The 13,876-nt window shown below is 65.7% G+C and carries 9 protein-coding genes; 3 read left to right on the plus strand and 6 right to left on the minus strand.

Features of this window, described 5'->3' with window-relative positions; all coding sequences use genetic code 11:
* The coding region (locus SMA01S_RS02180) for an AMP-binding enzyme (RefSeq protein ID WP_157093751.1) at positions 1-839 on the plus strand (839 nt) is incomplete at its 5' end.
* Here SMA01S_RS02180 and SMA01S_RS02185 read toward each other — a convergent pair.
* Complete coding sequence (locus SMA01S_RS02185; protein WP_066816878.1) at positions 829-1,776, minus strand: quinoprotein relay system zinc metallohydrolase 1; 948 nt, start codon at positions 1,774-1,776, stop codon at positions 829-831. The two genes, SMA01S_RS02180 and SMA01S_RS02185, sit on opposite strands and share 11 nt — an antisense overlap.
* Before the next feature lie 2 nt (positions 1,777-1,778).
* The gene (locus tag SMA01S_RS02190) at positions 1,779-2,564 is read right to left on the minus strand and encodes a quinoprotein dehydrogenase-associated SoxYZ-like carrier (RefSeq protein WP_066817470.1); all 786 of its coding nucleotides are present in this window, start codon (positions 2,562-2,564) and stop codon (positions 1,779-1,781) included.
* 78 nt (positions 2,565-2,642) lie between these two features.
* On the opposite strand from SMA01S_RS02190, the gene SMA01S_RS02195 reads away from it, so the two are divergent.
* Entirely contained in the window at positions 2,643-3,182 is a 540-nt protein-coding gene (locus SMA01S_RS02195) for a rhodanese-like domain-containing protein (RefSeq protein ID WP_245649115.1), read from the plus strand.
* A gap of 44 nt (positions 3,183-3,226) precedes the next feature.
* On the opposite strand, the gene SMA01S_RS02200 is transcribed toward SMA01S_RS02195, so the two are convergent.
* The 3 genes from SMA01S_RS02200 to SMA01S_RS02210 form a co-directional block, all read right to left on the minus strand.
* Positions 3,227-5,680 carry a TonB-dependent receptor gene (locus SMA01S_RS02200; protein ID WP_084249985.1) on the minus strand — a complete coding sequence of 818 codons (2,454 nt, stop codon included), beginning with the start codon at positions 5,678-5,680 and terminating at the stop codon, positions 3,227-3,229.
* A 395-nt stretch (positions 5,681-6,075) separates the two neighbouring features.
* On the minus strand, positions 6,076-8,160 hold the full coding sequence (locus tag SMA01S_RS02205) for a S9 family peptidase (protein ID WP_157093752.1): 2,085 nt from the start codon (positions 8,158-8,160) through the stop codon (positions 6,076-6,078).
* 11 nt (positions 8,161-8,171) lie between these two features.
* The gene (locus SMA01S_RS02210; RefSeq protein WP_245649116.1) at positions 8,172-10,433 is read right to left on the minus strand and encodes a TonB-dependent receptor; all 2,262 of its coding nucleotides are present in this window, start codon (positions 10,431-10,433) and stop codon (positions 8,172-8,174) included.
* 262 nt (positions 10,434-10,695) lie between these two features.
* Between SMA01S_RS02210 and SMA01S_RS02215 the strand changes: the two genes are divergently transcribed.
* The gene (locus SMA01S_RS02215) at positions 10,696-12,357 is read left to right on the plus strand and encodes an amidohydrolase (protein WP_245649117.1); all 1,662 of its coding nucleotides are present in this window, start codon (positions 10,696-10,698) and stop codon (positions 12,355-12,357) included.
* On the opposite strand, the gene pdxR is transcribed toward SMA01S_RS02215, so the two are convergent.
* On the minus strand, positions 12,342-13,814 hold the full coding sequence (gene pdxR / locus SMA01S_RS02220; RefSeq protein ID WP_066816881.1) for a MocR-like pyridoxine biosynthesis transcription factor PdxR: 1,473 nt from the start codon (positions 13,812-13,814) through the stop codon (positions 12,342-12,344). The two genes, SMA01S_RS02215 and pdxR, sit on opposite strands and share 16 nt — an antisense overlap.
* Positions 13,815-13,876: the final 62 nt, after the last annotated feature.

The raw sequence follows: 13,876 nt of genomic DNA on the forward strand, positions 1-13,876 counted from the left end.
CCAGCCGCAAATCGCTGCGGCTGCTCGGCTCGGTGGGCGAGCCGATCAATCCGGAGGCATGGCGCTGGTATCACCATGTCGTGGGCGACGATCGCTGCCCGATCATCGACATGTGGTGGCAGACCGAAACCGGCGCAGGGATGATCGCGCCATTGCCCGGCGCGACTCCGCTCAAGCCGGGATCGGCGACCTGGCCACTCCCTGGCGTCGAGCCGCAACTGGTCGATGGCGAGGGTCACGTGCTGGACGGTGCGACCGAAGGAGCGCTGGTCATCGCGCGCAGCTGGCCGGGCCAGATGCGCACCGTCTGGGGCGATCACGCGCGGTTCTTTCAGACCTATTTCTCGACCTTTCCGGGCAAATATTTCACCGGTGACGGCGCGCGCCGCGACGCGGACGGCTATTATTGGATCACCGGCCGCGTCGACGACGTGATCAATGTCAGCGGGCACCGCATGGGCACCGCCGAGGTCGAAAGCGCGCTGGTGCTCCATCCGAAAGTGGCCGAGGCGGCAGTGGTCGGCTTCCCCCACGACATCAAAGGCCAGGGCATCTACGCCTATGTCACGCTGAACGTCGGCGAGGAGCCATCGGAAGACCTGCGGCGCGACCTGGTCAAGTGGGTGCGGGTCGAGATCGGCCCGATCGCTACCCCCGACGCGGTGCAATTCGCGGCTGGCCTGCCCAAGACCCGCTCGGGCAAGATCATGCGCCGCATCCTGCGCAAGATCGCAGAGGGCGACGTATCGAGCCTTGGCGACACCTCGACCCTGGCCGATCCGGCGGTGGTCGACGACCTGGTGGCGAACCGGGTCGGCGGTGAGCCGGTCAGCGCCTGAGGTCGACGCGAGGCAGCGCCTGTTCCTCGATCCGCGAGAAGAAATGGGCAACCGAGCGTTGCAATTCATAGCGCGCGGCCTGCAGCGCAGCGAAACGATCGGGAATCGCCAGATTCCCGGCCTCGACCGCGTCGAGCCCTTCTGCGACGGCGCGATCGAGCGTGTCGCGGAGCCATGATAGCCAATCGCGCGTCTGGTCGATGGCGGCGCCCGGCGTTGGATCGATGGGTCCATGGCCTGGTATCACCGCACGATGGCCGATCGTCCCCAGGCGGTCGAGCGAGGCCAGCCATCGTGCGATATCGGCGTGCGGCGTAGACGGCGCGCGATCGTGGAACACCAGGTCCCCGGCGATTAGCATGCCCGTCGTGGCATCCACGATGGCGAGATCGGCCTCGCTGTGCCCCGCGAGCGGGTAGAGATCGAGGCGGCGATCGCCGAACGTCTCATGGTCCTCGCCGAGCACCTTTCCCGGCGCGGCGAATTCGGTCCCACGCATCCAATCGCCGAGCAGCCGATACATGCCATCCGAAAAGCTCGGGCCGAGCGTTTCCAGCGATCTGGCCAAAGCGGGCGTCGCCGCGACGATCGAGCGATCGAATGCGGCCGCGCCATAGATGTGGTCGGGGTGCAAATGCGTCAGGTACACACGGATCACGGGCATGCCGGTCAGCGCTTCGGCCGCCGCTTTGAGCTGCTGGCCGTAGCGCAGTGATGGACCGCAATCGACGAGCACGGTCCCCGCTGCCGTGCGCAGGATCGAGATATTCGCGATCGCCCCGCCATTGGCATGGTCGATCGGCGCATCCACGCCTCGCACCACCCACAAGTCTGGAGCGACCGGCTGGGGATCGATCGTATAGCGCAGCGGCACTGCGTGAAGTGGCGCCGCCACGCCGGCGGCGAGTATGGCAAGCACCGCGCGACGATCGATCATGTTCAACGCGGCGCGGCAACGGTCGTCGGCATCAGCCGCGCGGCATAGTCGATGCCGTTGGTATCGCGTCCGGCCATGGCGATCTCCTCGCCCGGCAGAGCGTCGACGATTAGCGCAAATTCGGGATCCTCGGCGACCGACGCCTCGATCCGCAGGTCGCCGAACCGACGCCCCTCCGCACCGGTCAGCACCACCTCCTCGAGGTTGTAGGTCGGGATATTGCCGATCAGTCCGGTGTCCATCGGATGGCGAAAAGCCAGACGAACGCGCGTCGCGCCCGCGACCCGTCTGGCGACTCCCCGCACCTCCCCCAGGTGCTGCGCCCAATCGCCTTTGACGCGGCTGATGGGCGGCAGCGAGCATCCACCACCGGCCGCATCGATCCACCCACCCGAGACAAGCCAACTACCGTCGGCGAGTTGCACGGCCCCGCGCACCGGCGTGCGCTGATCGAGCTTGATGCGCGTAGAAAAATAGGGCTGCGCCGCGCCCAGCGTATAGTCGACCGCCAGCGGTATCGGATTGAGGTCGGCGAACAGCAGGATGCGCTTCACACCGACAATGCCGCGAGCATCGATCGCGACCGGAAATTGGCGCTGATTTTCGGCAATGTCGGGGAAAATCACCCGGACGCGCGGATCGAACCGTACCGGCGCGTCGCCGAACAGGCTCTTGCCGAGCCGTTGCCACATCGGGGAGCCGAGCGGATCGGCAGGCAATGCCGCCTGGGCAGGCGCGGCCACGACCATCGCCACGACGGCCGCCGAATAGGACGCAACCCTGCTCATCATAGCCTTCTCCCAAAGGCCAAGTTACCGGCCCAATGTGGCGGGCTACATTGCACCTTGGTCCAAGGAGCCAATCCGATGAGCTGGAGTATGGTCGCCGCGCTGGGACTGCTGGGACTGAGTTTGGCGCAGGACACGGCGCCTTTGTTCGATCCCGTCCAAGGCTATCGCCTGACGCATTATCGTGGCGTCGTGCCCGCGCCACCCGACGGCGTGACGCGGATCGACGGTGCGGCGGCACGGACACTGTGGCGCACGCGGCGCGCGATCTTCGTCGACGCGAGCCCGGCAGCAGGCGTCCGCGACGCCGCGACGGGGCGGTGGGCGCTGTACGAAGTGCATCGCACGATCCCAGGCGCGCACTGGTTTCCGGACAGCGGACGCGGGGTACTCGCAACCGGGATCGATCGCTGGCTGACGCAAGGAGTCCGGCGCCTGCAAGCGGGCCATCGCGGGAAGCCCGTGGTGGTGTTCTGCTACGCCGATTGCTGGATGAGCTGGAACGCCGCGCTGCGGCTGCGGCGTGCCGGCGTCCGCGACGTGCGCTGGTATGCGGAGGGGCTCGATGGCTGGCGCGATATGGACCTGCCGACCGTTGCCGCGACACCCGAGCGTTAGCGGGGGCCGGCACTGCAACAGTTTCGGCTTTGCTGACCCCGGACCTAGAAGCGGAAGCGCGCACCGATGCGGAGCGATCGCGGCGCCCCCGGCGCGCTGAAGGTCGAATATTGCAGCGGTCGCTCCCCGCCGATCACCGGCCCGGCGAACGGCCGAGCGACGAAATTCCCGTGCGCGTCGAGCCCCGTCGCCGCGAGTTGCGCGGCGGTCGCATAGCGCTTGTCGAACAGGTTGCCGACCTGGAGGAAGAAACGCACCGCCTTACTCGGCTTCAATTCCATTCCTGCATTGACCACCGCATAGCCCGCGGTTCGCCCCGGGCCGAGATAATAGACACCATCGGGTTGATGCGCATTGTTCTCGTTGCCGCGCGCATAGGCGCCTGACGAGGCGATCATGTCGAGATCGAGCGTCAGGAAGGACGCGACGTCCCAGCCGATCGCCGCCTTGAAAATGTCGCGTGGAACCAACGGAATGCGGTCTCCCTTCGCGATGGCGATAGCGCCGCCGAAACCCGGCGCGACGCCGTCCGCGCTGCTGTTCGCCGAGCCATCGACCAGTTCCGGGCTGCGATAGGTGGCGTCGAGCAACGTGTAATGTGCCGACACGCGCACGGGGCCGATCGTGCCGCTCAGGTCGACATCGATTCCCTGGCGTCGGGTGCGGCCGAAATTACGAAAATAGCCGAATCCCGAAGCCTGGCTGGCGACGAACAGGATGTCGTCGCGACTGACCGTGCGGAACAGCCCGATCCGCAGCGCGAACGACGCCACGGTCAGGTTCGTTCCCGCCTCCATCGTCGTTGCGATCACCTGTTTGAGCGGCGGGTCGCCGGCAAGCGCATTGGGCAACCGGCACGGACTCGCCGGGTCCGCGCAGCCCAGTTCGACTGCCGAAGGCGCGCGACTGGTCTGGCCGAGCGCCGCGTCGAACGTCACGCCACGAACCGGCCTCCAGCGAATGGCCGCGGACGGATTGACGCGCGCGAATACCTGATCGCTATCCAGACTGCCGGTGCCGCCGCCGGGAGAAATGCGGTCGCGGTTACGGATTGCCGTTCGGTCGTACCGTGCCGACAGGTCGATCGTCAGTTTGCCGATGGTCAGCGATTCCAGTCCGTAAGCGCTGAACGTCGCCGTCCGGCCATTGAGATCGACGCGGGCGTCGAACGCGTTCTCGGAATCCTGCGAGCCGTCGGCGAAGGCGCCGGGTCCGGTGACGGTCGCGACGCTGCGATTTGGCGTGAGATAGCCGAATTGTGATTGTTGCCAGAAATCGACCACCGATCGCACGTAGCCGAGCCCCAACGTCGTCCGGCTGCGCGCGCCCGCCAAAGGCCCTTCCCAGGTCAGTTCGCCGGAAGCGCCCCATTCGCGCTGGCGATCCCTCGACCGGTTCTGCAGCCCATTGCATTTCTCGTTGGGTTCGCTGTCGAGCAGGATATTCGCGATGCACCGCCATTTGGGGAACGGCGTATTGGCCTGCGTCTCCCCGTCCAAGGGAAAGCCCGAATAGCCGGCGGCCGCCAGCGCCGCACGCTCGGCTGCGTTGGGTTGATAGACATTCTCGCCCAACGCGTCGTCATTGATGTCGCCGTTGATCGTATCCGTGTCGATACGCCGCCAGAAGAGGGTACCCGAAAGCGACAGCCGATCGGAAAAGCGGTGCGCGGCCGACAGATTGACCAACCAGGCCCGGTTACGGGTCGTGTCGGGCTGAGAGTAGACACTGGCACGATCGGCCGCCAGCAACCGCATTTCCTGCAAGCCATTGCCGTTGAGGTCGGTATCGGCATGGCTCCCCGACAGCGAGACCGAGGTGTTGGCGCCGCGCCAGCGCAGTTTGCCGAACGCCTGAAACGCCCGCGATGGCGAGGCATCGCGCCAGCCCCGTTCCTCGAACCAGTCGCCGCTGGCGAACAGGTCCACGCCACCGCCGATCGACCCGCCGGCCTGCGCCTCCACGGTGCGACGACCCCACGATCCCCCGCTCACCTCCAGCTCGAAACCGCGGTTGGCCGCCCCGTCCTTGGTGACGATCGCGATCGCGCCGCCCAGCGAATTGCGCCCGAACAGCGGATCCGATCCCCGCACGATGCTTATGCGCGCGATGGCCGATTTGGGAATGAGGTCCCAACTGACGACGTCGCCGAACGGTTGGTTGAGGCGTACGCCATCGAGATAGATCGACAGCCCTTGCGGCGTTCCCAGCAGCGGCGACGCGGTAAAGCCGCGATAATTGACGTCGGGCTGCAGCGGGTTGTTCTGGACGTCGTTGATGAACACGCCGCCCGACATGCGGCGAAGATAGTCGGTAATGTCAAGCGCATGCGCCCGGTCGATATCGGCGGCGAGCACGATCTCGGCCGGCGGCGCCGGCACGCGATCGTCGCGATTGCCGAGCGGCGTCGCCACGATGACAATGTCGCTCGCATCGCCCTCCGGGCCCGCAGGCGGAGGCGGCATCGCGGCGGCAATGAGGGGGAGGAACCACGCCATTCCGAGGTCTGTCCGACGCCTCGATCCTGCTGGCAATTCTACTTTGGGAAGGTGGTGCGTTCAGGAATCTGCGGAAAACCGGAAACTGGGCAATTTTTCCTTGCCGCCGAAACGGCATTTGAGGCGTCATGACTTCAATCCGCAGCCTGATCCATTGGGTGACGATCGCTGCGGGAAAGCCGGTCGATGCCCCAGCCACGGCCGACCCGCTGGCGCCCGAACTGCCGGGCGACCACCAAGCGGATGATGCAAGGGGTAGCGGAGGAGGAATCCACGCTAACAGACAGATGATTGATATTAAAGCATTTCCATACCAAAGCCGGTCACGTCGGCGTGGCGGCACCCCAAAAGGTGCCGACCGGATTGCCAGTTGCCATTCCAGTTGCGGTGAGCGATCAGAGATGGCCGTCGAACCAACCGAGTACGCGGCGTTGGATATCGCGCTGGTGCGCGGGATCGTGGAACCAGTGCGGCTCGCCCGGATATTTCACCATCTCCGCCTCCTTCCCCAACATCTTCAAGCCGCGATAGAATTCGAGGCCCAACGTCACGGGTACTCGAGTGTCGCCCTCGCCATGCAATACGAGGACAGGCGTTCGGACATTCGCGAGCATCCGCGCCGATGAGCTGCGATCGTAAGCGGCCATATTTGTGGTGACATCGCCATAATAACCGAGCGGAAAGTCGGGCGTGTCGGTAATCCGTGCGAACGGCACGAGGTCCGTGGGCCCGGCGCCGACCACCGCGGCCTTGAAGCGGTCGCCATGCGTCACTGCCCAGGCCGACATGAACCCGCCATAGCTCCAGCCGCCGATGCCGAGCCGGTTGGGGTCGGCGACCTTCTGCGCGATCAGCGCGTCGACCCCGTCCATCACGTCCTGATAATCCATCCCGCCCCAGTCGTTGCCGACCGCGCGGGCAAAATCGGTGCCCTGGCCGTCCGATCCGCGCGGATTGGGCAGGAACACGACATAGCCGTGCGTCGCGAGCATCTGCGCCCATTCGTGCCAGCTGCCGAGCCAGCCCGACCACCATGCCCATTCGGGACCGCCATGTATCTCGACCACCATCTTGGTCGGCGTGCCGGGCACATAATCCGGCGGGGTGACGAGCACGCCGTAGATTGTCTTGCCATCCTTGCTGTTGCGCCAGCTGATCTCCCTGACCTTGCCGAGCTTCCAGTCGGCGACCTGGGCGTTGATCCTGGTGATCGCGCGCGCTTTCCCGTCGGCGATGGCCCAGACGTCGGCTGGGCGGTCGGGGCTGGAGAGCGCCGCGACCATCTGGCGGCCGTCGCGGCTGATGTCGAAGTCGCTCGATTCGCCGTCGAGTGCCGCGACCGGGACCACCGTCCCTTTTTGCCGGTCGATCCGCACGATAGTCGAGCGCGTCTTCTCGAACGACAGCGCCAGCACCGATTTGCCGTCGGCCGACCAGCGGACATTGGTGAACAGGCCGGGATGATCGTCGGCGAGCGGACGAACCGCGCCCGTGTCGAGGTCGAAGACGCGCAAACCCAGCCCGATGAAACCCGGCAGCCGGATCGCCTCGCCCAGGATCGATTTGCCGTCGGCCGACCAGAACGGCCCCTCGGCGGCATTCTCCAGCACGGTCTTGCCGATCGTGCCGTTCGCGGGGTCGAACAGGACAAGTCGAGAATGGTAGAAAAAATCGTTGATCCGGGTCGTGTCGGCGACGCGCAACGCCATCCGCTTACCGTCGGGCGACCAGTCCATCGCGCTGACATTGACCCCTTCGGGCGAGACGCGGCGCGCGGCGTGGCTGGCGAGGTCGAGGATCCACAGCCGGCTGAAATGGCGGTCGCCGTCGATCTCGGTCCAGTTCGCGCCGCCGGCGATCGCCTGTTTCTCCTGGGGCGATTGCGGGTCGACGCTCAGGAAGGCGATCTGCTTGCCGTCGGGCGACCAGGCGATATCGTTGACGTCGCCGGGCATCGCGGTCAGCGGGATCGCCTCGCCGCCGCTCACCGGCATCAGCCACAATTGGGTGGAGGCGGCGCCGGGCTCGGCCGCCCCTGCCGGCGGCGTGCCGGCGACCGGCGGATTGGGACCGGCGGCGGTCGTCATCGAGAAGGCGAAGCTCCCGCCCTTGTCGGTCGCCAGCGGGTTGGGCCGGTTGGACAGGAACGCGATCCATTTGCCGTCAGGCGACCAGTGCGGCGCGCTGTCGACGCCCGCGCTGACGATGAACGGTCGTGCCGAGGCGCTGCCATCGCTCGGCACCGCCCAGATGGTCTGATGCGGCGAGGCGAAGGTCGCCATCTGCGCCTGCACGGTGAACAGCGCCGTGCGGCCATCGGGCGACAATGCGACGTCGCGCATGTCGCGCAGCTTCATGATGTCGTCGGGCGTGACCGGTCCGCCCGATGCGGTAGGTACCGGCGCCGGCTCGTCCGCCCCCCGTACCATCGGCACGGGGGACAGCGCGATCAGCAAGGCGGCGGTGAGACGGCGGATCATGATCCGCACCGTTACAGCTTCCAGTCGATGCGAAGTCCATAGGTGCGCGGGCGCACGATCGAATAAGCGGGAGCGAACTGCGACGTGAACGGCGCGTTGAGGATGCCGTATTCGTTGAACATATTGTTGACGAAGCCGGTCAGCCGGAAATGGCTCGCCAGGGTGAACGAGGCGCGCGCGTCGAAGATGTTGAAATCGCCGCGCGTGCTGGTCGATCCGAACGCCACCGGGGCCTTCGACAGGTAACGATGCGCGATCTCGAACGACGGCTTGCCCGGCAAATCGTCGCGATCATAGCTGATCGTGTTCGCGACCGACCATTTGGACGATCCCGGCAGCGTCGATCCCGAGACGTAGCCGCCGCCCACCGCGAACGTATCGGGCAGGAAAGTGGTCAGCTCGGCATCCGAATAGGTGACGTTGGTGCTCAGCGTCAGTGCGTGTGTGGCGCGGAACGATCCGGCGAACTCGACACCGACGATGTTGGCGCTGCCGGCATTGGTGACATAGGAATAATATTGCGGCGCCGGTCCGAACAGGCGCGCCTGGATGCCGTGCCAGTCGATATTGTAGATCGAGGCGTCGATCGTCAGCCGGTTCCACAAGGTGGTCTTGATGCCGGCTTCGTAATTGTCGACCTTGTCGCTGGCATAAGCAGTGGGAATGGTCGGCAGCAGGCCGGCATTGGGATTGATCCCGCCGACGCGATAGCCGCGCGAATAGGTCATGTACGCGAGGAAATGCGAATTGGGGCGGAATGCCAGCGAGGCCTTGGGCGTGAAGCCATGGTCCTTCTGGTCGGTATGCCCCGACAAATCGACCGGGCTGCCGCTGACGAAGCCCGCTTTGTTGGTCACGTCGCCCTCGGCGCGGGTGCTGTAATAGCGTCCGCCGACGGTGATCTCGAATCCCTTGATCGGCTTCCAGGTCGCTTCGCCGAATACGCCGAAATCGGTGTTCAGCGTGTCCGACAGATAGCCGTAGATGCGGTCGTTGGGCGCCAGCACCGAGGCCGGATAGGCGAAGCCGCCCGGATTGGCGGTGATGTATGCATTGGCGCCCGGCGCGAACATCTGGTCGTAGGAGAATTTGGTCGCGCGCATATAGCTGACGCCGATCAGCCAGTTGAGCGGGCCGCCATTGTCCTTCGACGCGACCCGTCCTTCGATCGTCTTTATGTTCGCGTTGGCATTGGCATAATCATAGGCCACGTTCGGCCCGGTGAAGGTGCCAGTGACGTAGCCATAGGGGTCGGTGAAGAGCGTGTAGTTCTTCTTCTCGTCGATCGCGCCGAGCACGGTCAGCGTCGCGACGTCGCCCAGGTCCTGGTCGAGGCGCAGGCTGTTGAGGAAGAAGCTGGTCGTTTGCGGTTCGACCCGGCCGGTGCTGCGGCTATAGCTGTTGGCGTAGGTGATATAGGTCTGGTCGTCGAGCTTGGTGTCCTGATAGGCGCCGAGATAGGTGATCTTGGTCCCCTCGAACGGCGTGAACACGATCGATCCGCGCAAGCCGCGCGTGCGGAAATCATTGCTGCCCTTCTTCTCCGGCGTCAGCCCGATATTGTCGATGAAGCCGGCATCGTAGCGTTGTAGCGCCATCACCCGGACCGCCAGCTTGTCCTTGATGATTGGCAGGTTGACCATGACCTTGCCGGCATAATTGAGGTCGCCGCCGGAATGCGCGGTCGACCCGATCAGCCCTTCGGCCGCGGCATCGACCTTGGTCGGATCGGCGGTCTTGACGACGTAATTGACCAGGCCGCCCAGGGTCGACGACCCGAACAGCGTGCCCTGCGGTCCACGCAACACCTCGACGCGGTCGAGGTCGAACGTGTCGACATCGGGAATGCCGATCGGGAAGCCCGGCTCGACGACGTTGATTTCGTTGAGATAATAGCCGACCGTTGTCTGGCCCTGTTCGTGATAGGTGGTCGCCGCGATGCCGCGGATCACGACCTCCGACACACCTGGCTGATAATCGTTGAACACCACGCCGGGCAGGCGGTTGATATAGTCGGACAGGCTGTTGGCGTTCATCTTGTTGAGCTGATCGCCGCTGATCGCGCTGATCGGCATGGCGATCTGGCTCTGGCTCTCCGCGCGCTTGGTCGCGGTGACGATGATGTCCTGACCGTTGTTAGCGTAGCTGTCGTCGTTGGCGTTGGCGGGCGCCGTGGCGGCCGATTGCGCGTGCGCCATGCCGGGCGCGGCGAGCGCGATCCCGAGCGCCAGTGCGGCGACAGACGTGGTTCTGAGAGAGCGAGAAATGCGCACGTTGGACCCCTTCGTTCGAGCGCGGACAGGCCGCTGAGTGTCTCCTGCTGCGCCTCGCTCGGACTGTCTGTCGCTTTCGCCCGATGTCGCCGGCGCCCCTACACCGTTGCAGCTTGGTCCAGATTGGAGAACCGGAAACATCCAAAATGCGGATATCGACGGGTCCAATGCTTGGACCCGTCGCCCTCGCGAGCTTGGATGTTTCGCAATCGCGGTGGTAGCGAGCAGCATCGACCGGTCGCGAACGACAGGGGAGCAGATGATGGATCGCCGCACCTTTCTGGGGGCCACCGCCGCCGCCGCGCTGGCGATACGGACCGGTGCGCTCGCCGCCGATCGCGGGCTCGACGTCGCGTTGATCAACGGATCGTTCTGGACCGGCATGCCGGGGCGGCCGCGCGCGACCGCGCTCGGCATCGTCGGCGACCGCATCGCGGTGCTCGGTGCCGATGCCGTGAAGGCGCGGACGACGGCGCGGACGCGCGTGATCGATCTGGGCGGCGCGTTCGCCATGCCGGCCTTCACCGACGGCCATACGCATTTCCTCCATGGCTCGGTGACGTTGACTCAGCCCGATTTGCTGAGCGCGACCGACCGCGCCGATTTCGCCGCCAGGCTGGGCGCGGCAGCGCGCGCGCGACCGGGCAAATGGATCCTGGGCGGGACGTGGGACGAACAGAGGCTGGGCGGCGCCTTGCCCACCCATGAGTGGATCGACGCCGCGACCCCGGACACGCCGGTTTCGCTGCCGCGCACCGATCTGCATTCCTATCTGCTCAACAGCGTCGCGTTGAAGCTGGCAGGTATCGACCGCAACACCCCGGATCCCGCGGGCGGCGTGATCGTCCGCGACGCCCAGGGCAATCCGACCGGCGTGCTGAAGGACAATGCGACGAAGCTGGTCGATCGCGTCATTCCGCCGATGAGCGATGCCGACGCCGATGACGCCGTCCTTCTGGGTATCCGCCATGGCCTAGGCAAGGGCGTCGCGCACATTCACAATCCCGAAATCGATTGGACCAGCTGGGGTCCGTTGCGCCGGCTCCATGCGCGCAAGGCGCTCGACATGCGCTTCTACGCCTTCGTGCCGCTGGTCGATTGGGAGAAGATGGCCAAGATCGTCGCGGAAGAAGGACGCGGCGACGACTGGCTGCGCTGGGGCGGAGTCAAGGCGCTGACCGATGGCTCGCTCGGCTCGCGCACCGCGGTGTTCTATGACGATTATACCGATGCACCTGGCCAGCGCGGCGTGCGCGTGACGAGCCTGGCCAATTTGCGCGAGTGGATCGGCGCGGCCGACGCACATGGCTTGCACGTCGCGGCGCATGCGATCGGTGACCGCGCCAATGACGACATGCTCGATATTTTCGCCGATGTCGCGCGGACCAACGGGCCCAAGGATCGCCGCTTCCGCATCGAGCATGCCCAGCATCTGCGCCCGTCGAGCATCGGGCGTTTTGCGAAACAAGGCGTCGTCGCCTCGGTGCAGCCATTTCATGCGATCGACGATGGGCGCTGGGCAGTGAAGAGGATCGGCGAGAAAAGGCTGAATGGCACCTATGCCTTCCGCTCGCTGATCGACAGCGGCGCGCATGTCGCCTTTGGGTCGGACTGGCCGGTGGCGCCGCTCGATCCGCTGACCGGGCTCTATGCCGCGATGACGCGGCGAACGATCGACGGCGCCAATCCCGGCGGCTGGCTGCCGGACCAGAAGGTGACCGCCGAACAGACCTTGATCGCCTATACGCGCGGCAATGCCTGGTCGGGATTCATGGAAGACCGCACCGGTCAGCTCGCGCCGGGTTATTATGCCGATATCGCGGTGTTCGATCGCGACCTGCTGACGACCGATCCGCTCAAGGTCCAGGATGCGAAAGTGCTGCACACCTTCGTCGGTGGGAAGCAGCGCTACACGGCTGCCTGAGCCAGCAGCGCGATCGCGGCGCGCGCTTCGGCCTCGGTCGCACTGGCGAAGCCGAGCCGCAGCCCGCGCTCGGCATCGGGGCTCGTCGCGAACGAGCGTGAATCGGCGAAACGGAGACCCAGTGCCGGCGCCGCCCGCTCGATCCGCTCGAGTAATGCGGGGTCCGGAAAGCGCAGCCAGAAGGCCAGTCCGCCGTCGGGCACACGAATATCCGCCTTGTCGCCCAATCGTTCCCGCAATGCCTCGGCAAAAGCGCTGCGGCGTGTGGCATAGATTTGCGATGCCTTGCGCGCGTGGCGGCGAAGTTCGCCGCTTTCGATCAACTCGGCGACCGCATCTTCGGTGAAGCTGTTGCCCATCCCGTCGATCGTCGAAACCTGGTGGGCGATCGCGTCGATCAGCGGCGGCGGGGCCGCGATATAACCGATCCGCAGCGCGGGCAGCAGCAGCTTGGAGAGCGATCCGACATAGATGACGCGCGCCGGCGCATAGCTCGCCATCGGCAGCAGCGGCTGCGATTCGAAATGGAATTCGTGATCATAATCGTCCTCGATCAGCGCGAAATCGAACTGCCGCGCGAGCTCAAGCAATCGCAGCCGGCGTTCGGGACGCAGCGCCACGGTGGTCGGGAATTGGTGATGCGGCGTCAGGAAGATCGCCCGCACATTGTGCCTGCGGCAGGCGCGCTCGACATCGTCGACGTCGATCCCCTGGTCGTCCAGCCCCACCGGCACGATCCGCGCACCGCGCGCGGCGAACGCGGTGACCGCCGGTTCGTAGGTCAGTTTCTCGACCAGCACGGCGTCGCCCGGCGCGATCAGCAATTGGGTGGCGAGGAAGATGCCGTGCTGGCTGCCGCGCGTGATGCAGATATGGTCGGCGGTTACCGCCAGTCCGCGCTCGGCCTTCAGCATGTCGGCGATCGTCGCCCGCAACAGCGCCGTCCCGCGCGGGTCGCGATACGACATGCTGTCGGCGCGCGCGCTGCGCTTGATCGCGGTGCGGTAGGCGCGGCTCAGCACGTCGACGGGAAACAGCCGGCCGTCGGGCGACCCTTCGTCGAGCTTGATGCCACGATCCGCCGACCAGGCGAGCGGGCGTTCGGGGGCTGGCTCGAAGCGATAGGCAGGACGGTCTCGCTCCGCTTCCGCATTGCGCCGCGCGGCCGACGGCAGCGCCGGCTTGTCATCGTCGTGCAGCGTGGAGACCATCGTTCCGCGCGTGCCGTGCGATGTCAGCCAGCCCTGCGCGATCAAGTCCTCATAGGCGAGCACGACAGTCTTGCGATTGACCGACAGCAGCTGGGCGAGTTCGCGGCTGCTGGGGAGAAAGGTGCCCGACAACAGGCGTCCGCGCTCGATCTCGTGGATGATCGCATGGACGATCTGGAGATAGATCGGCGTCGGCCGACCGGGGTCGATCCGTTCGCCAAGAGTGATCTTCCAGGGGCGCAGCATTGGTCCCCACTTCTCCCGTTTTGGTCCGATATGGATGGGTCCAGCTTAGCCTAACCCAGGCG

This window comes from Sphingomonas mali NBRC 15500 (genome assembly GCF_001598415.1).
GTDB lineage: Bacteria > Pseudomonadota > Alphaproteobacteria > Sphingomonadales > Sphingomonadaceae > Sphingomonas > Sphingomonas mali.